Here is a 22287-nt window from a genome sequence, read left to right as displayed (position 1 = left end):
GTCGCCTTGTCCTGATTTAAATTAAATCCACTATGCGTAGGCGGGGGCGGGAATGACGGTAGTCAGACAGAAATCTATGCCACGACGCGCAACCTGCCCCCTCTCCCGTCCGGCGGGAAAGGGTTGGGGAGAGGGTTGGGGAGAGGGTTGGGGAGAGGGTGGCTTTACGGGCTGCACCAATTTGATTTTGCCTAAAGCCGCGAAGCCACCTCCATCCTAACCTTCCCCCGCAGGACGGGGGAAGGGACAAGGTTGCTGATACGGTAAAAGGTCGTCTGAAACTGAAAATTTGGTTTCAGACGACCTCTTCTCATAATCAGAACATGCTAAATACCCCGCCAGATAGGGAAGGGCAGGTTGCCGTTGAAGCAACGAGTAGCGTGATATCCCGATCAGCATGATACTGCTTAAAGGCGGATGAAGCAGGCGGATGGTTGTATGGATTGTTGTAAACGGGAGCGTTGCAATTTGAGATGGAAAAAGCCGAGTCCTATTTATGCAGAACCCGGCTTAATAGGGAGTGCCTGAATGGACTTTTACGGGCGTCCGAGATTTGAGGCGCAGTTTAGATTCAAATTCAGACGACCTGTTGTGACATCGGATTGCTTAACGCAGTTCTGTATGCAGGCGGCTGAGGAGCGTAGAGGCATCGCTGCCTTTGTATGCGCTGCCGTCTTTGTTCAAGAGGCTGATGCGCGAACCGCCGTTGACTGGCTCGACGAATACGATGATCTCGGGGTAGGCGGCAGGTTTCTCAACTTTTTTGCCTTTGCCCAGCATACGGCCGAAGAAGCCCGGTTTTTTCGTGGAAACGGCGTCGCTTTCGTTAGGCGCCTGTTGAACCAAGAAGGCGTGGCGTTCGATGTTTTGACCCAAGACATTCAAGCCGATGCGGTCGAGGGCAAGCGCGGTGCGTCGCCAGTTGCGGCCGTAGTCGCCGGAGACGAGCAGGGTGTTGCCGTCAATTCGAGCCAATTCGCTGCCGCTGCGTTTGGCAACGCTTTGGGTCAGCGCGTTCTCAGCTTGTTGCTGATCGACGCCCAAGTATTGCATGAAGCGTGCGAGGAAGGCGGCTTCAAGGTTGGGGTCGTTGGCGGCAGGCTGCCACATGGTCGTGTCTTTTTTCTTGTCGGCGTAAACTTCTTTCATGCCTTTGTGGGCGAAGAAGACGTCGGTTGTGCCGTTTTTGCCTTGTTCGATGCGGATGATGAATTTATCGCGCTCGCTGGTGGAATAGATGCCGCCCATGCCGACTTTGTCCAAGAGGCGGCGCAGGCCGTCTTGCGGGATTTTGGCGCGGTTTTCCGCCCATTCGGTTTCCATTTGACCGATGCCGGGTTCTTCGGATTTGATGTCGAAGCCGTTTTCTTGCCAGAATGCTTTCAGCAGAGGCCAAATTTCGGCAGGGGATTTGCCTTGGACTTCAATCCAGCGTTGGTTGCCGTCGCGCTCCAAACGGACGCCTTTGACGGATTTGAGGACTTCGGAGTTGGCGGCCTGTTGGGTTGCCGATGTGCGGCGGCTCAGGTCGCTGGCGCGGACGGCGCCGCTGCCTGCGGGTATTTGATAGAGGTTGCCTTGATCGGGGTTGTTCAAATCAGGCGGTACTTCTAATTTGACGATTTTGCGTGTCTGGGTTTGGTAGTCCAGCTTAGGCAGGTCTTTTTTGTTGCCCGAACAGGCAGTCATGCTGATCAGGGCGATTGCTACGACGACAGGTTTCATATAGGTCATATTGGTTTCCTGTGGGATGTGATGGGTTAACGGCAGGTCGTCTGAAAACGGTTTTCAGACGACCTTTGCGGTTTATGCGGTGAGTTGTCCGGATTCTTGCAATGCGGCGCGGACTTTTGCCTGTCCGGCTTCGGTCAGGGGGACGAGCGGCAGGCGGACATAAGGGTCGCATTTGCCCAATGCGGAGATGCCCCATTTGGGCGCGGCAGGGCTTGGTTCGCAGAACATAGTGTTATAAATCGGAATCAGGCGGTCATTTAATTGACGAGCGGTCGCAATATCGCCTGCAAGGGCGGCGCGGCACATATCGGCGAAGAGTTTGGGAGCGACATTGGCGGCAACGGTTACGACGCCTTTCCCGCCGCAGAGCATGAAGGGCAGGCCGGTGGGGTCATCGCCGGAAAGGACGGTGAAGCCTTCGGGCGCGTGTTTGATTAATTCGAGATTGCTGCCGATGTTGCCGCTGGCTTCTTTGACGCCGACGATGTTCGGGATTTTGGCAAGGCGCAGGATGGTGTCGTTGGTCATGCTGACGACGGTGCGGCCGGGTACGTTGTAGATAATCATCGGAATCGAGGTGGATTCGGCGATGGTTTTGAAATGTTGGTAAATGCCTTCTTGGGAGGGCTTGTTGTAATAGGGGACGACGGAGAGGGTGTAGTCTGCACCGGCTTTTTCGGCGGCGCGGGAGAGCGCGATGGCTTCGAGGGTGTTGTTGGCGCCGGTGCCGGCGATAACGGGAACGCGCTTGTTGACGTGTTTGACCGTTTCTTCGATTACGCTTAAATGTTCTTCGACGGAGAGGGTGGCGGATTCGCCCGTCGTGCCGACGGCGACGATGCCGTCGGTACCGCTTTCGATATGCCAGTCGATCAAATCGCGGAGTTGTTCGTAATGGATGCTGCCGTCTTGATTCATGGGTGTAATCAGGGCAACCAAGCTACCTTGTAACATACGGAAACCTTTTTATTCATTGTGTGAGGTCGATTATGCTTCGGATTGTAGCTTACTTTGTTGTTTGTGTGAAACATATCGGCCGGACGGTTGGTTTAAAGGCTTAAGGGCTATCATATCTTAATAAATAATATTTTTTATAATCATAAAATTATTGGTTTTGAGCGGTGGAAGTGCTGTCAAGAATTAAAATGTGTTAAGCGCATAAATACCGTCTAAAAATGAAGGACTGTTTGACGTGGGAATTCAAAGAAATTCGAATTTGGGCAGCCGGGGATGTTTTTGGGCTGGAGGATTAGAATTGATAAGGAATCTTTGATTCGCTACAATTTCGTTCCTTAAAATTTTTTAACGTTTGACAACGGATAGAAAGACTGCGATGGCTGAAACAATGAAAAAACAGGCGGATTCGCCTGATTTGGTGTACGGTTTGGAAGACGAACCGCCATTCGGAAATGCCTTATTAAGCGCGATAACGCATCTTCTGGCCATTTTTGTGCCGATGATTACGCCCGCGCTGATTGTGGGCGGCGCGCTGGAATTGCCGGTGGAGATGACGGCGTATCTCGTGTCGATGGCGATGGTTGCGTCGGGTGTCGGCACTTATTTGCAGGTCAACCGCTTCGGGCCGGTCGGTTCGGGGATGCTGTCTATCCAGTCGGTGAATTTCTCGTTCGTTACCGTCATGATTGCGCTCGGTGCGGGGATGAAAGAGGGCAGCTTGACTAAGGATGCGATGATTTCGACGCTGTTGGGCGTATCGTTTGTCGGCGCGTTTTTGGTGTGTTTCTCGGCATGGCTTCTGCCGTATTTGAAAAAAGTGATTACGCCGACGGTCAGCGGCGTGGTCGTGATGCTGATTGGCTTGAGTTTGGTACACATCGGCATTACCGATTTCGGCGGCGGCTTCGGCGCGAAGGCAAACGGCACGTTCGGCTCGATGGAAAACTTGGGGCTGGCGTCGTTGGTGTTGCTGATTGTGTTGATATTCAACTGTATGAAAAACCCGCTGCTGCGTATGAGCGGCATTGCGGTCGGGTTGATTGTCGGCTACATCGTCGCGCTGTTTTTGGGCAAGGTGGATTTTTCCGCACTGCAAAACCTGCCGCTAGTTACGCTGCCCGTACCGTTTAAATATGGTTTCGCTTTCGATTGGCACGCATTTATTGTGGCGGGCGCGATTTTCCTGTTGAGCGTGTTTGAGGCGGTCGGCGATTTGACTGCGACGGCAATGGTGTCCGACCAGCCGATTGAAGGCGAGGAATACACCAAACGCCTGCGCGGCGGCGTGTTGGCGGACGGTTTGGTATCGGTGATTGCGACGGCTTTGGGTTCGCTGCCGCTGACCACCTTCGCGCAAAACAACGGCGTGATTCAGATGACCGGCGTGGCTTCGCGCCATGTGGGCAAATATATTGCCGTGATTTTGGTGCTGCTGGGTTTATTCCCCGTTGTCGGACGTGCGTTTACGACGATTCCGAGTCCGGTGTTGGGCGGCGCGATGGTTTTGATGTTCGGACTGATTGCGATTGCGGGCGTGCGGATTTTGGTCAGCCACGGCATCCGCAGGCGCGAGGCAGTGATTGCGGCAACGTCGGTCGGTCTGGGCTTGGGCGTGGCGTTTGAACCGGAAGTGTTTAAAAACCTGCCTGTCTTGTTCCAAAACTCTATTTCCGCAGGCGGCATTACGGCAGTTATCCTGAACCTGCTTTTGCCGGAGGATAAAACCGACAAAGTCGTCAAAATCGATACCGAGGGGCTGGAGCATTAAGTTTCAAACGTAAACGAAAGGTCGTCTGAAAATTTGATTTTCAGACGACCTTTTCTATCGGGCTTGAATTGAAACCGTATTCTGTCAAAGAAGTCGGTTTGTATAGTGGATTAAAATAAAAATGAGACAAGGCGACAACGCCCGCCGTGTACGGGTAGTACATAAGGGCGTTGGCAACGCCGTATCATTGCAATTTTAATCCACTATAATTTATTTGCCGATGGTGACGCGTTTGATGATAACCGGTTTGACGGGGACGTTTTGATGGAAGCCGCGTGTCGCAGTCGGAGTTTTGCTGATTTGTTGCACGACATCCATGCCCGAAGTCACTTTGCCGAAGACGGCATAGCCGTAGCCTTGCGGGGTTTTGTTTTTGAAGTCGAGGAATGCGTTGTCGGCAGTATTGATGAAGAACTGGCTGGTGGCGGAATTAGGATCGCCGGTACGCGCCATGGCGATGGTGCCGACGGTGTTTTTCAAGCCGTTGTCCGCTTCGTTGTTGATGGCTTTGTCTGTGGCTTTTTGGGCAAGGTCTGCGGTAAAGCCACCGCCTTGAATCATAAAGCCGTCGATCACGCGGTGGAAAACGGTGTTGTCGTAAAAGCCTTTACGGGCGTAGCTGACGAAGTTGGCGACGGTTTTCGGTGCTTTGGTTTCGTCGAGCGACAGACTGATGTTGCCCATATTGGTTTCGATGACGGCGTGTGTCTCGGCTTGGGCGTTGAAGGCTGCGGCAAGGGCAAGGGCGGCGAAAGTGAGTTTGAGGGTTTTGTTCATTTGAGTGTTTCTCGTAGTGTGAAAATCAAACGTTATTATCGCGGATTTTATGTGAAATCTCTAAAAGGCGTTGTGAAATATTTTAAGGTCGTCTGAAAACGGATACAGCAAACTTCGTTTTCAGACGACCTTTTGTGTTGCGCAGCGGCTTATTGTTTGGCGGCTTCGATTTGGATGTCGATGCGGACGTTTTTGGTCATACCTGCATCAACCAGATAGTTCACGCCCCATTTGGTGCGGTCGATGGTGGTGCTGAAGTCGCCGCCGCAAACTTCGGTTTTCGCCATCGGGCTTTGGTAGCAGTTGAATTTTTCGGCTTTGAGTTTGACGGGGGCGGTTTTGCCGTGCATGGTCAGGTTGCCGTCAACGGAGAGCAGTTTTTTGCCGTTGAAGTTGAATTTGGTGGAAACGAAGCGGATGTTCGGGTATTTGGCGGCATCGAAGATGTCGGCAGATTTCAGGTGGTCGGTAAAGTGTTGCGAACCGCTTTGCAGGTTGGCAACGGGAATGGTGATGTCGATTTTGCCTTGGCGCTTGGCTTGATCGAAATCGACGGAGCCGGTCAGACCGTAGAAACCGCCGACGTTGGTGCTGGTGTTGAAGTGGTCGATGGCGAAACGGGCGTTGGCGTGATGTTCGTCTACTTTGTAAGTGGCGGCGGAGGCAGTACCGATGGCGGCGGCTGCGAGCGTGGCGAAGATGATTTTTTTTATGATGGTCGTCCTTTGTATGAGGTTGTAAAGATGTTTATCTTAACATAAGAAAGAATGCATATCATTTCTTAAGGGTGAATGGTGGATTTACTTGGATTTGATGATGGGGTCGTCTGAAAACTGAGAAGGGCAATATTAAGGCAACCCTAGACTTCTTGAAGATTTGCTAGGATTACATCCTGGTGATTTAGGTGATACACCTGTGGCAATAGAAATTCCTTATGATTCAATTAAAAATTTGAAAGTTCCGAGTGGTAACGAAGCGTCAGCTTTTAAAGGATATTGGAAACCAGGTGGCCGCACTTATCCAGGCGATATGCCCGAAGCAGTCATTGATGAGGTGCCTTGGGGACAATTTACAATTAGAAAATTAGGTGATAATTAAAATGGGCTTAACAAAAATAGCATGGGAAGAATATGAGAACTTTAAGGAAGTCCATACGCCAGACAATCTTTATATTCGGGAGCATGATGGAAAATACTATACGTTTTTTGAACTTGGTATTGCTTCTGTGAGGCGAGTTTTTGAAATAAACACCACGGATTTCGAAGCATATCTATCCGGGGAACGCTCAGGGAATGATTTGTTATTTAAAGCTCAGAATGATTCTTGGCCACCGAATGTGACACAATTAGAAGCGGATAAAAATTTTTGGCGGCAATATCCAGAAGCTTTAACGGTAAATCCTGAAGCACAAGGTTTATTCACAAAGACTGAACTAAAGGCAATATTGCCAGAAGGAGCTAAAATTTTGGCAAGTAGTGATTAAAACTTCTGTTATTAAAGTTAATGAAAAAAGCGCGGAGTTATCCGCGCTTTTGGTTTTCAGACGGCCTTTTACAAGGCGGCGAGTACTGCGTCGCCCATTTCGGAGCAGGAAACGAGTTTCGTACCTTCTTCGTAAATGTCGCCGGTGCGCAAACCTTGTTGCAGCACTTTTTGGACGGCGCTTTCGACTTGTTGCGCGCGGGCTTCGTCGTTCAGGCTGTAACGCAGCAGCATGGCAAGCGAGAGGATGGTGGCCAGCGGGTTGGCTTTGTTTTGTCCGGCGATGTCGGGTGCGGAGCCGTGTGACGGTTCGTACAGGCCTTTGCCGTTTTCGTCCAGCGAGGCGGAGGGCAGCATGCCGATGGAGCCGGTCAGCATGGAAGCTTCGTCGGAGAGGATGTCGCCGAAGATGTTGCCGGTGGCGATGACGTCGAATTGTTTGGGCGCGCGCACAAGCTGCATGGCGGCGTTGTCCACATACATGTGGGAGAGTTCGACGTTGGGGTATTGTTTGCCGATTTCTTCAAAGATTTCGCGCCACAGTTCGGTGGTTTCCAAGACGTTGGCTTTGCCGACGGAACAGACTTTTTTGCTGCGTTTTTGGGCGGATTGGAAGGCGACGTGGGCGATGCGGCGGATTTCGCTTTCGCTGTATTTCATGGTGTTGTAGCCTTCGCGTTCTCCGTTTTCCAGAACACGGATGCCGCGCGGTTCGCCGAAGTAGATGTCGCCGGTGAGTTCGCGCACGATGAGGATGTCGAGGCCTGCGACGATTTCGGGTTTGAGCGTGGAGGCGTTGGCAAGCTCGGGGTAGAGGATGGCGGGGCGCAGGTTGGCAAACAGGTTCAGGTCTTTTCGGATTGCCAATAGTCCGCGTTCAGGGCGCAGCGGGCGGTCGAGGTTGTCGTATTGCGGGCTGCCGACTGCGCCGAGCAGGACGGCATCGGCTTTGCGGCAGAGGTTTTGCGTGAATTCGGGATAGGGATGGCCGTATTCGTCGTAGGCTTCGCCGCCTAGTGGGGCGTATTCGTAGCTGGCGTCCAAGCCTTGGGCGATGAGTTTGTCGAGTACGCGGACGGTTTCGGCGACGATTTCGGGACCGATGCCGTCGCCTCGGAGGATGGCGATATGTTTGGTCATGGCAAAATCCTTATGAGGGTTTGGAAAAGGGGAGGTCGTCTGAAAACGGTGCAGCGTTTTCCATTTGTAAGGATGGTGTTTTCAGACGACCTTTTGTGTCTGTTTGCAGGTCGGTTTGTTTGAACGAGGCTGATTGTACCATTGCGGCATCGAGAAAGCCGCGTGGAAATCATGCTGGCGGATTCGTCGGGAACGCGATGGGCGATGTAGCCGAGTTTTACAGTATTGGCGAAGAATTGAAGGGAATCAGTAACGTTCGGTTTCGATACGGATTTTAAAGACAGCTTTGCGTATGAACTTTTCTTCGCCCACCAATGGGGCGTGCGCGTCGTTGGGGAAGAAGAGGGCGAACTCGCCCGGTTGGAGCGTGAGCCAGGTTTCCGGTTCGCAGTCGAAAAATTCGATGTCGCGCTCTTCGTTGTAGCCTAAACCGTTTTTCAGACGGCCTCTGTCTATCCAGCCGTAGGTTTCCTCTCCGCTGATGGGGACTTGAATGTCGATGTGTTTCAGATGTGCTTCCGGCTTGGCTTCCGCTCTGCTCCTCATTGGCTCGCTGCCAACGAAGATGCGGATATTGGGGTTTTTGCACGGCACTTGGCCATCGGGCAAGGCGGCGAAATCCAGCGTTTGCAGCAGGTGGATGGCTTCGGCGAAGTCGGGGTGCAGCGCGGCGTAGCGGGCGGCGTTGGTGATGGTGTCGGTAATCATGGTTTTTGATTGGAAAGGTCGTCTGAAAAAGCATTCCTTACAGGATGGTTTTTTGTAAATCTAAAGTGGCAGCATAATGTTCGGCAATGGGGATAGGCTTGCGGCTGACTTGGTTGATGTCTCCACCTTCTTCGGTAAATAAAAATGGAAAGAACGTATAAACATTGTCGCCACTCAAATTGCGGATTTCTTCGCGCCAATTTTGCCAACGTAGGTTTTCATAATACATCTGCAGGTCGCCTACTAATGCCCAATGCAAAAAATCGCCATAGCCTTTTTCGCAATCTTCCCATTCGAGAGTATCCGGCGGGAGGTAGAAAACATTGCCGGGTGTGCCGTCCAATCCGCCGCCATTGATGGCAAAGTAGCCGCCTGCGGCGTCATCGGCAATCAGGTAATAGGGCGCGGGTGCGGCAGGTTCGGATTGTGTGCGGCCGAGATTCCAGCTTCCCAGTCCGCGAGGCAGTTTTGCGCTGCCCGAACCCAGTATCCGCAACCAGCCGTCGTCAATCAGGATGCCGCCGGTTTCATAAACGACCGCACCCATAAATGAACGTGTGGTTACTTGGGTTTTTAAGAGTTCGGCTTCTGAGGCGGCAGAATCGCGCGGCAGGATTTCTACGGGATTAGCGGCTTCGGTAAGCCACTCTTGAATCAGCGGCCATGCGGGGTCGGTGGTGTTGATGAGGTCGGATAATGTTTTCATTTGGGACTAATTGAAATGAGCGGAGCAGGTTTCTATTCTCTGCATTTGGTCTGACGCACAAAAAACAGGCAGCCTGCATAATTATTGCAGGCTGCCTGCTGTTTTAACCGTTAAACAGCCAAGGCTGGCTTTGGCGACGTTTTTCTTCGAAATCGCGGATTTCGTCGGCGTGTTGCAGGGTCAGGCCGATTTCATCCAAACCGTTTAAGAGGCAGTGTTTGCGGTGTTCGGTAATGTCGAATTTGAACGTTTCGCCGCTTGGTGTGGTCAGGGTTTGTTCGGCAAGGTCGATGGAGAGTTGATAGCCTTCATTGGCCTCGACTTCTTTGAAAAGCTGGTCGACTTGTTCTTCGGTTAACACGATGGGCAGGAGGCCGTTTTTGTAGCAGTTGTTGAAGAAGATATCGGCAAAGCTGGGCGCGATGACGGCGCGGAAACCGTAGTCGTCCAATGCCCAAGGGGCGTGTTCGCGCGAGGAGCCGCAGCCGAAGTTTTTGCGCGTCAACAGGATTTGCGCGCCTTGGTAACGCGGCTGGTTCAGCGAGAAATCGGGGTTCAGCGGGCGTTTGCTGTTGTCCATGCCCGGTTCGCCGTGGTCGAGGTAACGCCATTCGTCAAAGGCATTGGGACCGAAGCCGCTTCGTTTGATAGATTTTAAAAATTGTTTGGGGATGATGGCGTCGGTATCGACGTTGCTGCGGTCGAGCGGGGCGACGATGGCGGTGATTTTGGTAAAGGCTTTCATGTCAGGTTCTTATAGGAATAATGTGAAAAAAATGATGGTTGTTTGGCGGGTTGGATTAACGTGTGCTGTGCAAACCGATTCGGTTGCCTTCGGTATCTTCGATAAAGGCGGCAAAGCCGTTGGCGATGGGGAATTTCTCCTGCAACAGTTTTCCGCCTGCTGAAACGGCTTTTTCTGCGGTCTCGGCACAATCGGGGCAATTGAAGAAAATGGTCGTGCCTCCGTGGCCGGGTTGGGCGTTGCTGTCGTGCCAAATCATGCCGGCAGTACCGTGTTGCGCGTAATCGGCAGGGAAAATGATGAAACGGAAGCCGTTACCGCCGACGTCTTGTAAATGTTTGCCGAAGACAGATTCGTAAAACGCTTTGGCTCGATCCAAATCTTGGGCGTGAATACCAAACCAGCTTGACGGATTGCTCATGGTTTCTTCCTTTTTATGAAATGCTGAATATTTCCGGATGCCTTATTGATGTAGGGTAAGAGGTCGTCTGAAAAAAGGTTTGGATTTTTCAGACGACCTTGGTTGCCGGTTTATTCGGTAGCGGCTTCAAGTTTTTCGCCGACATGAGTCATGCCGCGACCTACGGCGTTGCCGCCTTTTTTAACGGCTTCCTCGGTCTTGTCGGCTACGTGCTCGGCAGTTTCTTTGGTTTTATCCCAGTTGCGGCTGGTGTCATCTTTCGCTCCGGACCAAGTGCTGGAACAGGCAGACAAGATGAAGGCTGCGGCAGCCAATGCAAAAATTTTTTTCATAATGGATTCCTTTCAGGTGATAAATGATTGAAAAGGTTTCAGACGTTTTGCGCAACAATGGGAAAATTTGCTTGAGCAATGTATTGTTTTCAGACGACCTCTATTGATGGGGTCGTCTGAAAGATTATGCCATGGTACGGATGTCGGTAAAGCGTCCGTTGACCGCCGCGGCAGCAGCCATAGCGGGGCTGACAAGGTGCGTGCGCCCGCCGTTGCCTTGGCGGCCTTCGAAGTTGCGGTTGGAAGTGGAAGCGCAGCGTTGGCCCGGAGTGAGGCGGTCGGCGTTCATGGCGAGGCACATTGAGCAGCCCGGTTCGCGCCACTCGAAACCGGCGTCGATAAAGATTTTGTCCAAGCCTTCTTGTTCAGCCTGCCGTTTAACCAAGCCGGAGCCGGGAACGATTAACACGCGCTGTACGTTGTCGGCTTTTTTACGGCCTTTGGCGACGGCGGCGGCTTCGCGCAAGTCTTCGATGCGGCTGTTGGTGCAGGAGCCGATGAATACGATGTCGACGGGGATTTCGTTCAGCGGCGTGCCGGCTTCCAAGCCCATGTATTCGAGGGCGCGTTCCATGCCGCTGCGTTTGACGGGATCGGTTTCTTCGGCAGGATTCGGTACTTTGCCGCTGATGTCCAAAACCATTTCGGGCGATGTGCCCCATGTTACTTGTGGTTCGATGTCTTCGGCTTTGAAACGGTATTCTTTGTCGAATACCGCGCCCTCGTCGGAAACCAGCGTGCGCCAGTATTCGACGGCTTTGTCCCATGCTTCGCCTTTGGGTGCGAAGGGTTTGTCTTTGACATAGTCGATGGTGGTTTGATCGACGGCAACCATGCCGGAGCGCGCACCTGCTTCAATCGCCATGTTGCACAGGGTCATGCGGCCTTCCATAGAGAGGCTGCGGATGGCTTCGCCGCCGAACTCGATGGCGTAGCCCGTACCGCCTGCCGTGCCGATTTGTCCGATGATGTAGAGGGCGACGTCTTTGGCGGTAACGCCCGGTTTCAGACGACCTTCAACGGCAATCAGCATGGATTTGGATTTTTTCGCGGTAATACACTGGGTTGCCATAGTATGTTCGACTTCGGAAGTGCCGATACCGTGTGCCAGCGCGCCGAACGCGCCGTGGGTAGAGGTGTGCGAGTCGCCGCAGACGACGGTCATGCCGGGCAGGGTTGCGCCTTGCTCCGGACCCATGACATGAACGATGCCTTGACCTTTATCCATGAACGGGAAGTAGGCGAGTGCGCCGAACTCTTTGATGTTTTTGTCCAAAGTATCGACTTGCAGCTTGGAAATCGGGTCTTGGATGCCTTTGTCCCAATCGCCGGTCGGGGTGTTGTGGTCGGCGGTGGAGACGACGCTGTCGATACGCCAAAGCTTGCGCCCCGCCATTTTCAGGCCTTCAAATGCCTGAGGGCTGGTGACTTCATGCACTAAATGACGGTCGATGTAAAGCAGGACAGTGCCGTCTTCTTCTTCGCGGACGACGTGGCTGTTCCAGAGTTTGTCGTAGAGGGTTTGTGCGCTCATGATGGGTTATCTTTGCTTATTAATAATAGGAGTAGATGGTTTGTTTTAATGGGCGGATTTTAGGCTTTTTACAGGGGTAGCGCAATAGAAATTTGTCTAATTTCTACATTTTTCCGAAAAAATCTAAAAGTAACTTTCAAAAATTAGACAAATTGTAGAATTGTTGACAAAAAGAGGTATTTTATTTGAAACAATGCTTGTCGTACCGCCTAAAAAAGCACTATCATTTCCATCCGTATCCCACATCCGACAATAGAGGTATAGAGAATGAAATTACCGGTTATGGCTGCCGAACATCTGTCGCAACTTCAGGCGTTTGAAGCGAAAATCTTGTGCAACCACGCCAAAATCGAAGCATGGTTCCGTTCGCAATGGAACGCGCACCGCCCGCCGTTTTACGGTTCGGTCGACATCCGCAATGCCGGTTATAAAATTTCGTCTATTGATATGAACCTGTTCCCCGGCGGCTTCAACAACCTGAATCCGAATTTCATCCCGCTGGCGGCAGTCGCGGCGCAAGATGCGGTACAACGCGCTTGCGAAACGGCAAAATCCGTATTGATTATTCCCGAAAACCATACCCGCAACACGTTCTACCTGCAAAACGTTTACGCACTCAGCGAGATTTTGCGCTCGGCAGGGTATGAAGTCCGTTTGGGCAGCCTGAATCCGGAAGTTACCGAACCGACCGAATTTGAAACCGCGTTGGGCGACAAAATCCTGCTGGAACCTTTATTGCGTACCCGCGAGCGCGTCCATCTTGCCGACGGCTTTTCGCCTTGCGTCGTCTTGTTGAACAACGACTTGTCCGCTGGCGTTCCCGATATTCTCAAAGGCATCAGCCAAACCGTATTGCCTCCTCTGCACGGCGGTTGGACGACGCGCCGTAAAACAGAACATTTCAGCGCATACAACCAAGTCGCCGCAGAATTTGCCAAGCTGATTGGCATCGACGAATGGCAGATTAACCCGTATTTCGAAAAAATCGGCGGGTTGGACTTCCAAGAGCGCGAAGGCGAAGACGCGTTGGCGGAAGCGGTAGAGCGCGTGCTGGCGAAGATTCAAGCCAAATACGACGAATTGGGCATTACCGACCAGCCTTTCGTGATTGTCAAAGCCGACGCGGGTACTTACGGCATGGGCGTGATGAGTGTCAAATCCGCTGACGAAGTGCGCGGGTTGAACCGCAAAAACCGCAACAAAATGGCGAAAGTCAAAGAAGGCTTGGAAGTCAGCGAAGTGATTGTCCAAGAAGGCATTTATACCTATGAAACCATGAACGGCGCCGTGTGCGAGCCCGTCGTTTATATGATGGACCGTTTCGTTATCGGCGGCTTCTTCCGTGTGCACGAAGGGCGTGGCGCGGACGAAAACCTCAACGCCGGCGGCATGGTGTTCGTCCCGCTGTCCAACAGCATCCCCACCGGCAGCGGCGACAACTCCCAAGAAGCCCCCGAAGCCTGCAAACGCGTATTCGAACAATGGGACTCGCTCGGTATGCCGCGTTCTGAAAAAGACTGCGACGTGGACAACGAACACAACCGCCTCTACGTTTACGGCGTAATGGCTCGTTTGTCGCTGCTTGCTGCTGCGCTTGAGTTGGAGCAAACCGCTCCGTAAAGCGTGTTTGGTCTGATTATTTAAAATAGTAAAGGTCGTCTGAAAACCATAGTTTAGGTTTTCAGACGACCTTTTTATATGGGCAGGTAGGATATGGCAGACAACCCATGAAGGCAGCAAGCCGCAGATACTACGTGTAGCATCGCAGCTGTAGCGAAAAATCAGTTTATTCGCCATATGATTCGAAAGGGATGCAAAAAGCCCGAAAAGCACGGTTTTATGCTAAAATTCCCATCTATTTTTGCCATACGAAATAAAGAAAACCATGACCGACGCAACTATCCGCAACGACCATAAATTCGCACTCGAAACCCTGCCCGTCAGCCTTGAAGACGAAATGCGCAAAAGCTATCTCGATTACGCCATGAGCGTGATTGTCGGCCGCGCGCTGCCCGATGTGCGCGACGGTTTGAAGCCGGTGCACCGCCGCGTGCTTTACGCCATGCACGAGCTGAAAAATAACTGGAACGCCGCCTACAAAAAATCGGCGCGTATTGTCGGCGACGTCATCGGTAAATACCATCCGCACGGCGATTCCGCGGTTTACGACACCATCGTGCGCATGGCGCAGGATTTTTCGATGCGCTACGTCTTAATCGACGGTCAGGGCAACTTCGGTTCGGTTGACGGCGACGGCGCCGCGGCCATGCGTTATACCGAAATCCGCATGGCGAAAATTGCCCACGAAATGCTGGCGGACATCGAAGAAGAAACCGTCAATTTCGGCCCGAACTACGACGGCAGCGAACACGAACCGCTGGTGTTGCCGACCCGCTTCCCCGCGCTGTTGGTCAACGGCTCGTCCGGTATCGCCGTCGGTATGGCGACCAACATCCCGCCGCACAACCTTACTGACACCATCAACGCCTGTCTTCGTCTTTTGGACGAACCCGAAACCGAAATCGACGAATTAATCAACATCCTTCAAGCCCCCGATTTTCCGACCGGCGCAACCATCTACGGCTTGAGCGGCGTGCGCGAAGGCTATAAAACCGGCCGCGGCCGCGTCGTCATGCGCGGTAAAACCCATATCGAACCCATAGGCAAAAACGGCGAACGCGAAGCCATCATCATCGACGAAATTCCGTATCAGGTGAACAAAGCCAAGCTGGTGGAAAAAATCGGCGAACTGGTGCGCGAAAAAACGTTGGAAGGCGTATCCGACCTGCGCGACGAATCCGACAAATCCGGTATGCGCGTCGTTATCGAATTGAAACGCAATGAAAACGCCGAAGTCGTTTTAAACCAGCTCTACAAACTCACCCAGCTTCAAGACAGCTTCGGCATCAACATGGTCGCTTTGGTTGACGGTCAGCCGCGCCTGTTGAACCTGAAACAAATTTTGGCGGAATTCCTGCGCCACCGTCGCGAAGTCGTTACCCGCCGCACCCTGTTCCGCCTGAAAAAAGCGCGTCATGAAGGCCACATCGCCGAAGGTAAAGCCGTCGCATTGTCCAATATCGACGAGATGATTCGATTGATTAAAGAATCCGCCGACGCGCCCGAAGCCAAAGAAAAACTGCTCTCCCGCGCATGGCGCAGCGGTTTGGTGGAAGACATGCTGAGCCGTACCGACCTCGACCTGCGCATGGCTCGTCCGGAAGGCCTGCCCGCCAACCTCGGCTTGCAGGAACAAGGCTATTACCTGAGCGAAATCCAAGCTGACGCCATCCTGCGCATGAGCCTGCGCAACCTGACCGGTCTCGACCAAGAAGAAATCGTCGGCGACTACAAAACCATCATGGCAAAAATCATCGACTATTTGGACATTTTGGCGAAACCGGAACGCATCACCCAAATCATCCGCGAAGAATTGGAAGAAACCAAAACCAATTTCGGCGACGAGCGCCGCAGCGAAATCAACCCGTTCGGCGGCGACATTGCCGATGAAGACCTGATTCCGCAACGCGAAATGGTCGTTACCCTGACTCACGGCGGCTATATCAAAACCCAGCCGACCACCGACTATCAGGCGCAGCGTCGCGGCGGACGCGGCAAACAGGCGGCTGCCACCAAAGACGAAGACTTCATCGAAACCTTGTTTGTCGCGAACACGCATGACTATTTGATGTGTTTCACCAACCTCGGCAAGTGCCACTGGATCAAGGTTTATAAACTGCCCGAAGGCGGTCGCAACAGCCGCGGCCGTCCGATTAACAACGTCATCCAGTTGGAAGAAGGCGAAAAAGTCAGCGCCATCCTCGCCGTACGCGAATTCCCCGAAGACCAATACGTCTTCTTCGCCACCGCGCAAGGCATGGTGAAAAAAGTCCAGCTTTCCGCCTTTAAAAACGTCCGCAGCCAAGGCATCAAAGCCATCGCGCTCAAAGAAGGCGACTACCTCGTCGGCGCCGCGCAAACCAGCGGCTCGGACGACATCATGCTGTTCTCCAACTTGGGTAAAGCCATCCGCTTCAACGAATACTGGGAAAAATCCGGTAACGACGAAGCGGAAGATGCCGACATCGAAACCGAAATTTCAGACGACCTCGAAGATGAAACCGCCGACAACGAAAATGCCCTGCCAAGCGGCAAACACGGTGTGCGTCCGTCCGGTCGCGGCAGCGGCGGCCTGCGCGGTATGCGCCTGCCTGCCGACGGCAAAATCGTCAGCCTGATTACCTTTGCCCCCGAAGCCGCACAAAGCGATTTGCAAGTGCTGACCGCCACCGCCAACGGCTACGGCAAACGTACCCCGATTGCCGATTACAGCCGCAAAAACAAAGGCGGACAAGGCAATATCGCCATCAACACCGGCGAGCGCAACGGCGATTTGGTCGCCGCAACCCTAGTCGGCGAAACCGATGACCTGATGCTGATTACCAGCGGCGGCGTCCTCATCCGCACCAAAGTCGAGCAAATCCGCGAAACCGGCCGAGCCGCAGCAGGCGTTCGCCTGATTAATCTGGACGAAGGCGAAACCTTGGTATCGCTGGAACGTGTTGCCGAAGAAACGGAAGATGAAAATCCCGAAGTAGAAAATCCGGAAGACAATGAAGCCGAGAACGCCGTATCGGATACTGAAGGTGGCGAAGCGTAAATCAAGTTTCTGAATTAAAGAAGCCAATGGATTGGCAGGGTCGTCTGAAACAATGGGTTTCACGATATTAAGAATATTGGCTGAACGATTGCCTGTTCATCGTTTCTATTTCAATAGAAAGAGTGGGTGAGCAGGCAATAAACCAAATGGTTTCAAAATTGGTTTTTTAATATACCCGCCCTGTCTCAGCCTTCTTTCAGATTTTCGATAATTTATTGATATAGTGGATTAAATTTAAATCAGAACAAGGCGACGAAGCCGCAGACAGTACAGATAGTACGGAACCGATTCACTTGGTACTTCAGCACCTTAGAGAATCGTTCTCTTTGAGCTAAGGCGAGGCAACACGCCGTACTGGTTTAAAGTTAATCCACTATAAATCTAAAAAATGGAGAAATCATGTCAACTTTATCCGATAAAATCATCATGGTAACCGGCGCATCCCAAGGTTTGGGCGAGCAGGTTGCCAAGGCTTATGCGGCGGCCGGCGCGACCGTCATTTTGGTGGCGCGTCATCAAAAGAAGTTGGAAAAAGTTTATGATGCCATTGTCGATGCCGGCTATCCCGAACCCTTTGCCATCTGCTTCGACTTAATGAGCGCCGAAGAAAAAGAGTTTGACCAATTTGCCGCAACCATTTCCGAGGCGACCGGCGGACGTTTGGACGGTATCGTGCATTGTGCCAGCTATTTCTATGCACTTTCTCCTTTGGATTTCCAGACCGTATCGGAATGGGTCAACCAATATCGGATCAATACCGTTGCGCCGATGGGTTTGACACGCGCAATGCTGCCTTTGCTCAAAGCTTCTTCCGATGCTTCCGTGATTTTTGTCGGAGAAAGTCATGGCGAAGATCCCAAGGCTTATTGGGGTGGGTTCGGCGCGTCTAAAGCCGCGTTGAATTATTTGTGCAAAGTCGCTGCCGACGAGTGGGAACGTTTTGACAACCTGCGCGCCAATGTTCTGATTCCGGGTCCGATTAACTCGCCTCAACGCATCAAGTCCCATCCGGGCGAGTCGAAAAGCGAACGTAAAAACTATACCGACGTATTGCCGCAGTTTGTGTGGTGGGCAAGTCAGGAAAGCAAAGGGCGCAGCGGCGAGATTGTGTACCTCTAAGTTTGAACGGTAACGCGGCAAAGTCATCCTTCGATGACTGCCGCGTTTTGATTTTCAAAATATTATCGTTATGTCAGGCAAGCGATACAAAAGGTCGTCTGAAAAAATTTCAGACGACCTTTTGCTATAAACAGACTGCTAGGGCTGCCAATCCAAGAAGTTACGCAACAGCAACAGACCCGCATCGTGGCTTTTTTCCGTGTGGAACTGGGTGGCGAACACATTGTCTTTGCCGACGATGCAGGCAAATTCGTTAGGATATTCGCTGGTAGCAAGGACGGTTTCGGGGTCTTCGGGAGCGAAGTAGTAGCTGTGTACAAAGTAAAAGCGCGTTTCTTGACCAATGTCTTTAAACAACGGGTGCGGGCGGGTTTGGCGTACTGTGTTCCAGCCCATGTGCGGCACTTTCAGACGACCTCCGTGTTCATCGGTTTGATTGGCGGAGAAGCGTTTGACCCTGCCTTTAAACCAACCCAGTCCGGCGGTATCGCCTTCTTCGCTGTGTTCGAACAATAATTGCGCGCCGACGCAGATGCCGAAAAACGGTTTGTTTTTCAATCCATCTTCCACTGCCTCGCCCAAACCGCTTTGCCGCAGCGCCGCCATACAGTCGGGCATCGCGCCCTGACCGGGGAAAATGATTTTGTCGGCAGCGAAGATGTCTTCGGGGCGGTCGGTCAGATAAATTTCAGCAGCTTTGCCGGACAAGGCTTGCGCGGCTTGTACGGATTTGAGGACGGAATGCAGGTTGCCCATGCCGTAATCGACAATAGCAGTTTTCATGTTTTCTCCTTGATTTTTGGATAACGGGGCAAGGCGGGGAAGGGCATTGCGATGGTAATGATTTTATAGCAAACCCCGAACGCGGAAAATCGTTGCGTTGAGCGGCGGCCAGGGTGGGATATGTTACAAAGCCAAGTTTGAAAACTTGGCTCTTTATATCGTTTACCGGATGATGGGTCGTCTGAAATAGGCAACTGAAAGAGAAAACCTTGTTTCAGACGACCTTTTCCATATTACTCAATCTTCACCTGTTTCAACCTCAACGCATTGCTCAACACCGACACCGAGCTTGCCGCCATTGCCGCGCCTGCGATGACGGGGTTTAAGAAGCCGAGCGCGGCGAGCGGAATACCCAAGATATTGTAGAAGAAGGCGAAAAACAGGTTTTGCTTGATGTTTTTCAACGTCGCTTGCGACACCAGCAGGGCATCGGCGAGCTGGTTGACCGAATGCTGCATCAGCGTGGCGGACGCGGTGTGTTCGGCAACGTCCGCGCCGCCTTTCATGGCGAAGCTGACGTTGGCGGCGGCGAGGGCGGGTGCGTCGTTGATGCCGTCGCCGACCATCGCCACGGTTTTGCCGGCGGCTTTGAGTTTTTGCACTTCGGCGGCTTTGTCGCGCGGACTCATGTTGCCGAAGGCGTGTGGGATGCCCAGTTGTTTGGCAACGTATTCGACCGTGCCTTGGTTGTCGCCGCTCATGATGTAAACATCGATGCCGTGTTTTTTCAGACGGCCTATGGCTTCGGCGGTATCGGCTTTCAGCGCGTCGGCGAGTGCGAATGCGCCGATGGGTTTGCCGTTGACGGAAACGGCGACGATGCTTGCGATGCGCCAGACGTCGTCTGAAAGGTTTTCAGGTAGCCTTAATTCGGCAAAATCAAGTTTGCCCGCTTTCACCAAGCCCGCGCCTTCGACTTCGGCGGTAATGCCTGCGCCGACAATGGTTTGCGCGTTTTGTGCGGCTGGGATCTCCAAACCGCGTGCTTGGGCGGCGGAGACGATGGCGCGGGCGAGCGGGTGGGCGGCGTTTTGTTCGACGGCTGCGGCGAGGCGGTACAAATCGTCTTCGTCAAAGCCGCTGTCGGGCACGCAATAGACGGCGGCAACCTGCGGCCTGCCTTCGGTCAGCGTGCCGGTTTTGTCCAACACGACGGCATCGACGTGGGCGGCTTCTTCCATCGCCGCCGCGTCTTTAAACCAAATCCCGTGTTTCACCGCCTTGCCCATGCCGACCATAATCGCGGCGGGCGTCGCCAGACCGAGCGCGCACGGGCAGGCAATCACCAAAACAGCAACGGCGTGCATCAGCGCCACCGTCCAATCGCCTTTAACCAGCCAAGTGGCGATAAAAGTCAGAAGCGCGATGCCCACGACGGCAGGCACGAACACTGCCGCCGCCTTGTCCGCCACGCGCGCAATCGGCGCCTTGCTGCCTTGCGCTTCGGAGAGCGCGTTCATCATGTCGCCGAGCAGGGTTTGGCTGCCGAGCTGCGTGGCGCGGTACACCACGCTGCCTTCGGTCATCAGCGCGCCCGCCAACACTTTGCCGCCCGCCTTTTTCTCTTCGGGATTGGATTCGCCGGTGAGGTGGCTCTCGTCCGCCCAGCCGCTGCCGCTTTCGATAATGCCGTCGGCGGCAATGCGTTCGCCGTGGTTGGCGCGGATAAGGTCGCCGATTTGCACTTGGTCGATAGGCAGTTGTTTCCATTCGCCATCGCGTTGCACGTTGACTTGGGTCGGCGTGAGTTTGAGCAGCAAGCCCAAGCTGTTCAGGCTGGATTTTTTGGTGCGGTGTTCCAAAAATTTGCCCAGCGACACAAAACCGATCACCATCACGCCTACTTCAAAATACACGTGTGCCATGCCGTGCGCCGCGTGCGGGCTGAAAAACAGCATATAAACGGAATACAGGTAAATCGATACCGTGCCGATGGTAACCAGCACGTCCATATTCGCCAACCCGCCCTTAATGCTTGCCCACGCGCTTTTGTAAAACGGGATTGCCAGCCAAAGCTGCACCACACTCGCCAATGCGAACTGCCACAACGGCGGAATCATCCAATCGTGCCGACCAATCATCATTCCCGCCATGCCGATAAGGAACGGGATATTGATTGCCAGCAAAAGCCACAGCCGCCAGCTTACATGCGTTGTTTCTTCGGGCTGTGGCAGCGCGTCTTCCGTCTTTTCTTTTGCGCCGTAACCGGTTTTCTCGATGATTTTGGCGATGTCGGCGGCGGAGGTTTGGCTATCGTCAAACACCACCTGCGCCTCTTCGCTGGCGAAGTTCACCCCCGCTTCGGCGACAAAGTCTTTTTTGTTCAACACCTTCTCAATGCGCGAAGCGCAGGCCTGACAGGTCATGCCTTCGATTTGGAAACGGACTTTTTGTTGCATGGTTTCTTCCTTCTGAATGTGGTTGGGCTACCTGAAAAAAGCGGAGCAGGGTTTTCAGGTAGCCTTTGGGGTGTTGCAGTCGATTTGTTGCGATTCGATTTACAAAGCCGCATCAAAGCCGCCGTCTTCCACCGCTTCTATCAGCGCGGCGGGGTTGGTTTGGGCGGGGTCGAATTCCACGACGGCGTTCTTGTTTTCCAGGCTCACTTCGGCCTTGTCCACGCCGTTTACGCCTTCGAGGATGCTGGTAACGCTTTTCACGCAGCCGCCGCAGGTCATGCCTTCGATGTTTAATGTGATGGTTTGCATAGGGTTTCCTTTCTGTTGGAATGAGGCTGAGGTTTTAAAGTCCGTTGCAGCCAAAGCTTTCAGGTAGCCTGAAATGATGGGTCTGCTCTTGCTTTCCCGCTAAGTGCCACCACTATAAAGCTTCACCCGAAGTAAAGGTCAAGCATCATGATGAACATCAGCCAGACCGCGGCCGAGAGCGGCCTTTCCGCCAAACAAATCCGCGACTACGAAAAGCACGGCCTAATCGCCCCGGCCACGCGCAGCGAAGCGGGCTACCGTCGCTACGGACAGGCCGACCTTGCCCGGCTGCGCTTTATCCGCCATGCGCGGGAAGTGGGCTTTTCGCTGCCGCAGATCGGGCAGCTTTTGAGCCTGCAACACAACCCGCAGCGCACCAGCCGCGAAGTGAAAACGCTCACCGCGCGGCACATCGCCGAGCTGGAAGCCAAAATCGAACGCTTGCAGGGCATGGTGGCCGAGCTGCAACGCTGGCACGATGCCTGCGCGGGAGACGACTACCCGGATTGTGCGATTTTGGCCGGGCTGGAGGAGCGTTAGGCGGCTTGGGGCCAATACACATGAGTGCAACCACCTGTTGCCTTTGTTGGAAGGCATTGCCGAAGGTACGACCGTCTATGCCGATAAAGGCTATGACAGTAAGGAAAACCGGCAACATCTAAAAGAGCATCAGTTGCTGGACGGCATTATGCGCAAAGCCCACCGCAACCGTC

23 protein-coding genes and 2 pseudogenes are annotated in these 22287 nt (G+C 53.1%); 10 read left to right on the top strand and 15 right to left on the bottom strand.

What is annotated here, in order from left to right:
• Positions 1-76: 76 nt before the first annotated feature.
• Positions 77-220 carry a hypothetical protein gene (locus tag HMPREF3050_RS14555; protein ID WP_168166255.1) on the top strand — a complete coding sequence of 48 codons (144 nt, stop codon included), beginning with the start codon at positions 77-79 and terminating at the stop codon, positions 218-220.
• A gap of 386 nt (positions 221-606) precedes the next feature.
• Here the strand turns inward: HMPREF3050_RS14555 and bamC are convergent, their stop codons facing one another.
• Both bamC and dapA read right to left on the bottom strand, forming a co-directional pair.
• Complete coding sequence (gene bamC / locus HMPREF3050_RS04125; RefSeq protein WP_003761577.1) at positions 607-1734, bottom strand: outer membrane protein assembly factor BamC; 1128 nt, start codon at positions 1732-1734, stop codon at positions 607-609.
• Positions 1735-1806: 72 nt separating this feature from the next.
• Positions 1807-2688 (bottom strand): 4-hydroxy-tetrahydrodipicolinate synthase, encoded by an 882-nt coding sequence (gene dapA / locus HMPREF3050_RS04120; protein WP_003761579.1) that lies wholly within the window; start codon positions 2686-2688, stop codon positions 1807-1809.
• 379 nt (positions 2689-3067) lie between these two features.
• Here dapA and HMPREF3050_RS04115 point away from each other — a divergent pair, with 379 nt between their 5' ends.
• A complete protein-coding gene (locus HMPREF3050_RS04115; RefSeq protein ID WP_070773604.1) occupies positions 3068-4459 on the top strand; it encodes a nucleobase:cation symporter-2 family protein in 1392 nt (463 codons plus the stop codon).
• 210 nt (positions 4460-4669) lie between these two features.
• Here HMPREF3050_RS04115 and HMPREF3050_RS04110 read toward each other — a convergent pair whose 3' ends face one another.
• Both HMPREF3050_RS04110 and HMPREF3050_RS04105 read right to left on the bottom strand, forming a co-directional pair.
• Positions 4670-5236, bottom strand: a complete 567-nt coding sequence (locus HMPREF3050_RS04110) for a peptidylprolyl isomerase (RefSeq protein ID WP_070773602.1) — start codon at positions 5234-5236, stop codon at positions 4670-4672.
• Between the two features lie 149 nt (positions 5237-5385).
• The gene (locus HMPREF3050_RS04105) at positions 5386-5949 is read right to left on the bottom strand and encodes a YceI family protein (protein WP_070773600.1); all 564 of its coding nucleotides are present in this window, start codon (positions 5947-5949) and stop codon (positions 5386-5388) included.
• Between the two features lie 202 nt (positions 5950-6151).
• On the opposite strand from HMPREF3050_RS04105, the gene HMPREF3050_RS13260 reads away from it, so the two are divergent.
• Together HMPREF3050_RS13260 and HMPREF3050_RS04100 are read left to right on the top strand one after the other, a co-directional pair.
• Complete coding sequence (locus tag HMPREF3050_RS13260) at positions 6152-6334, top strand: hypothetical protein (protein ID WP_094113317.1); 183 nt, start codon at positions 6152-6154, stop codon at positions 6332-6334.
• A 1-nt stretch (position 6335) separates the two neighbouring features.
• A complete protein-coding gene (locus HMPREF3050_RS04100) occupies positions 6336-6719 on the top strand; it encodes a hypothetical protein (protein ID WP_070773598.1) in 384 nt (127 codons plus the stop codon).
• A 68-nt stretch (positions 6720-6787) separates the two neighbouring features.
• On the opposite strand, the gene leuB is transcribed toward HMPREF3050_RS04100, so the two are convergent.
• The 8 genes from leuB to leuC form a co-directional block, all read right to left on the bottom strand.
• Positions 6788-7858 (bottom strand): 3-isopropylmalate dehydrogenase, encoded by a 1071-nt coding sequence (gene leuB, locus HMPREF3050_RS04095; protein WP_070773596.1) that lies wholly within the window; start codon positions 7856-7858, stop codon positions 6788-6790.
• Between the two features lie 10 nt (positions 7859-7868).
• The gene (locus tag HMPREF3050_RS15115) at positions 7869-8000 is read right to left on the bottom strand and encodes a hypothetical protein (protein WP_283122377.1); all 132 of its coding nucleotides are present in this window, start codon (positions 7998-8000) and stop codon (positions 7869-7871) included.
• Between the two features lie 104 nt (positions 8001-8104).
• The gene (locus HMPREF3050_RS04090) at positions 8105-8566 is read right to left on the bottom strand and encodes a NanQ anomerase/TabA/YiaL family protein (RefSeq protein ID WP_070773594.1); all 462 of its coding nucleotides are present in this window, start codon (positions 8564-8566) and stop codon (positions 8105-8107) included.
• A gap of 37 nt (positions 8567-8603) precedes the next feature.
• Positions 8604-9272: a DUF2625 domain-containing protein gene (locus HMPREF3050_RS04085; protein WP_070773592.1), complete on the bottom strand. Its 669-nt coding sequence runs from the start codon at positions 9270-9272 to the stop codon at positions 8604-8606.
• A gap of 103 nt (positions 9273-9375) precedes the next feature.
• Positions 9376-10017: a 3-isopropylmalate dehydratase small subunit gene (leuD, locus tag HMPREF3050_RS04080; RefSeq protein ID WP_003742170.1), complete on the bottom strand. Its 642-nt coding sequence runs from the start codon at positions 10015-10017 to the stop codon at positions 9376-9378.
• 55 nt (positions 10018-10072) lie between these two features.
• Positions 10073-10438 carry a VOC family protein gene (locus tag HMPREF3050_RS04075; RefSeq protein ID WP_070773590.1) on the bottom strand — a complete coding sequence of 122 codons (366 nt, stop codon included), beginning with the start codon at positions 10436-10438 and terminating at the stop codon, positions 10073-10075.
• A 110-nt stretch (positions 10439-10548) separates the two neighbouring features.
• The gene (locus HMPREF3050_RS04070; RefSeq protein WP_070773588.1) at positions 10549-10770 is read right to left on the bottom strand and encodes a hypothetical protein; all 222 of its coding nucleotides are present in this window, start codon (positions 10768-10770) and stop codon (positions 10549-10551) included.
• A 124-nt stretch (positions 10771-10894) separates the two neighbouring features.
• Complete coding sequence (leuC, locus tag HMPREF3050_RS04065; RefSeq protein ID WP_070442467.1) at positions 10895-12304, bottom strand: 3-isopropylmalate dehydratase large subunit; 1410 nt, start codon at positions 12302-12304, stop codon at positions 10895-10897.
• 267 nt (positions 12305-12571) lie between these two features.
• Here leuC and gshA point away from each other — a divergent pair, with 267 nt between their 5' ends.
• From gshA to HMPREF3050_RS04050, 4 genes and pseudogenes are all read left to right on the top strand, one after another.
• A complete protein-coding gene (gene gshA, locus HMPREF3050_RS04060) occupies positions 12572-13924 on the top strand; it encodes a glutamate--cysteine ligase (protein WP_070773586.1) in 1353 nt (450 codons plus the stop codon).
• A gap of 265 nt (positions 13925-14189) precedes the next feature.
• The gene (gene gyrA, locus HMPREF3050_RS04055; RefSeq protein ID WP_070773585.1) at positions 14190-16964 is read left to right on the top strand and encodes a DNA gyrase subunit A; all 2775 of its coding nucleotides are present in this window, start codon (positions 14190-14192) and stop codon (positions 16962-16964) included.
• A gap of 219 nt (positions 16965-17183) precedes the next feature.
• A pseudogene (locus tag HMPREF3050_RS14785) lies at positions 17184-17246 on the top strand (transposase); the annotation flags it as partial.
• A gap of 117 nt (positions 17247-17363) precedes the next feature.
• Positions 17364-18083, top strand: a complete 720-nt coding sequence (locus tag HMPREF3050_RS04050; RefSeq protein WP_003761605.1) for an SDR family oxidoreductase — start codon at positions 17364-17366, stop codon at positions 18081-18083.
• A 138-nt stretch (positions 18084-18221) separates the two neighbouring features.
• Here HMPREF3050_RS04050 and hisH read toward each other — a convergent pair whose 3' ends face one another.
• The 3 genes from hisH to HMPREF3050_RS04035 all read right to left on the bottom strand — a co-directional run bounded on the left by hisH (position 18222) and on the right by HMPREF3050_RS04035 (position 21574).
• Positions 18222-18866, bottom strand: coding sequence for an imidazole glycerol phosphate synthase subunit HisH (gene hisH / locus HMPREF3050_RS04045; RefSeq protein ID WP_070773584.1), 645 nt, complete (start codon positions 18864-18866; stop codon positions 18222-18224).
• Between the two features lie 233 nt (positions 18867-19099).
• The gene (locus tag HMPREF3050_RS04040; RefSeq protein ID WP_070773582.1) at positions 19100-21265 is read right to left on the bottom strand and encodes a heavy metal translocating P-type ATPase; all 2166 of its coding nucleotides are present in this window, start codon (positions 21263-21265) and stop codon (positions 19100-19102) included.
• Positions 21266-21364: 99 nt separating this feature from the next.
• Positions 21365-21574, bottom strand: coding sequence for a heavy-metal-associated domain-containing protein (locus tag HMPREF3050_RS04035; protein ID WP_003674677.1), 210 nt, complete (start codon positions 21572-21574; stop codon positions 21365-21367).
• 147 nt (positions 21575-21721) lie between these two features.
• Here HMPREF3050_RS04035 and cueR point away from each other — a divergent pair, with 147 nt between their 5' ends.
• Positions 21722-22114 (top strand): Cu(I)-responsive transcriptional regulator, encoded by a 393-nt coding sequence (cueR, locus tag HMPREF3050_RS04030; RefSeq protein ID WP_070773580.1) that lies wholly within the window; start codon positions 21722-21724, stop codon positions 22112-22114.
• A 10-nt stretch (positions 22115-22124) separates the two neighbouring features.
• Positions 22125-22287 (top strand): annotated as a pseudogene (locus HMPREF3050_RS04025) (transposase); the annotation flags it as partial.

Source organism: Neisseria sp. HMSC065D04, from assembly GCF_001815675.1.
Taxonomy (GTDB): domain Bacteria; phylum Pseudomonadota; class Gammaproteobacteria; order Burkholderiales; family Neisseriaceae; genus Neisseria.
Note: the sequence above shows the minus strand (reverse complement) of the source record. Positions and strands in the feature narration are given on the sequence as shown.

Coding starts and splice junctions, on each gene's coding strand:
- HMPREF3050_RS14555 (WP_168166255.1), top strand. CDS start 77: ATGCCACGACGCGCAACCTGCCCCCTCTCCCGTCCGGCGGGAAAGGGT.
- bamC (WP_003761577.1), bottom strand. CDS start 1,734: ATGACCTATATGAAACCTGTCGTCGTAGCAATCGCCCTGATCAGCATG.
- dapA (WP_003761579.1), bottom strand. CDS start 2,688: ATGTTACAAGGTAGCTTGGTTGCCCTGATTACACCCATGAATCAAGAC.
- HMPREF3050_RS04115 (WP_070773604.1), top strand. CDS start 3,068: ATGGCTGAAACAATGAAAAAACAGGCGGATTCGCCTGATTTGGTGTAC.
- HMPREF3050_RS04110 (WP_070773602.1), bottom strand. CDS start 5,236: ATGAACAAAACCCTCAAACTCACTTTCGCCGCCCTTGCCCTTGCCGCA.
- HMPREF3050_RS04100 (WP_070773598.1), top strand. CDS start 6,336: ATGGGCTTAACAAAAATAGCATGGGAAGAATATGAGAACTTTAAGGAA.
- leuB (WP_070773596.1), bottom strand. CDS start 7,858: ATGACCAAACATATCGCCATCCTCCGAGGCGACGGCATCGGTCCCGAA.
- HMPREF3050_RS15115 (WP_283122377.1), bottom strand. CDS start 8,000: ATGGTACAATCAGCCTCGTTCAAACAAACCGACCTGCAAACAGACACA.
- HMPREF3050_RS04090 (WP_070773594.1), bottom strand. CDS start 8,566: ATGATTACCGACACCATCACCAACGCCGCCCGCTACGCCGCGCTGCAC.
- HMPREF3050_RS04085 (WP_070773592.1), bottom strand. CDS start 9,272: ATGAAAACATTATCCGACCTCATCAACACCACCGACCCCGCATGGCCG.
- leuD (WP_003742170.1), bottom strand. CDS start 10,017: ATGAAAGCCTTTACCAAAATCACCGCCATCGTCGCCCCGCTCGACCGC.
- HMPREF3050_RS04075 (WP_070773590.1), bottom strand. CDS start 10,438: ATGAGCAATCCGTCAAGCTGGTTTGGTATTCACGCCCAAGATTTGGAT.
- HMPREF3050_RS04070 (WP_070773588.1), bottom strand. CDS start 10,770: ATGAAAAAAATTTTTGCATTGGCTGCCGCAGCCTTCATCTTGTCTGCC.
- leuC (WP_070442467.1), bottom strand. CDS start 12,304: ATGAGCGCACAAACCCTCTACGACAAACTCTGGAACAGCCACGTCGTC.
- gshA (WP_070773586.1), top strand. CDS start 12,572: ATGAAATTACCGGTTATGGCTGCCGAACATCTGTCGCAACTTCAGGCG.
- gyrA (WP_070773585.1), top strand. CDS start 14,190: ATGACCGACGCAACTATCCGCAACGACCATAAATTCGCACTCGAAACC.
- HMPREF3050_RS04050 (WP_003761605.1), top strand. CDS start 17,364: ATGTCAACTTTATCCGATAAAATCATCATGGTAACCGGCGCATCCCAA.
- hisH (WP_070773584.1), bottom strand. CDS start 18,866: ATGAAAACTGCTATTGTCGATTACGGCATGGGCAACCTGCATTCCGTC.
- HMPREF3050_RS04040 (WP_070773582.1), bottom strand. CDS start 21,265: ATGCAACAAAAAGTCCGTTTCCAAATCGAAGGCATGACCTGTCAGGCC.
- HMPREF3050_RS04035 (WP_003674677.1), bottom strand. CDS start 21,574: ATGCAAACCATCACATTAAACATCGAAGGCATGACCTGCGGCGGCTGC.
- cueR (WP_070773580.1), top strand. CDS start 21,722: ATGATGAACATCAGCCAGACCGCGGCCGAGAGCGGCCTTTCCGCCAAA.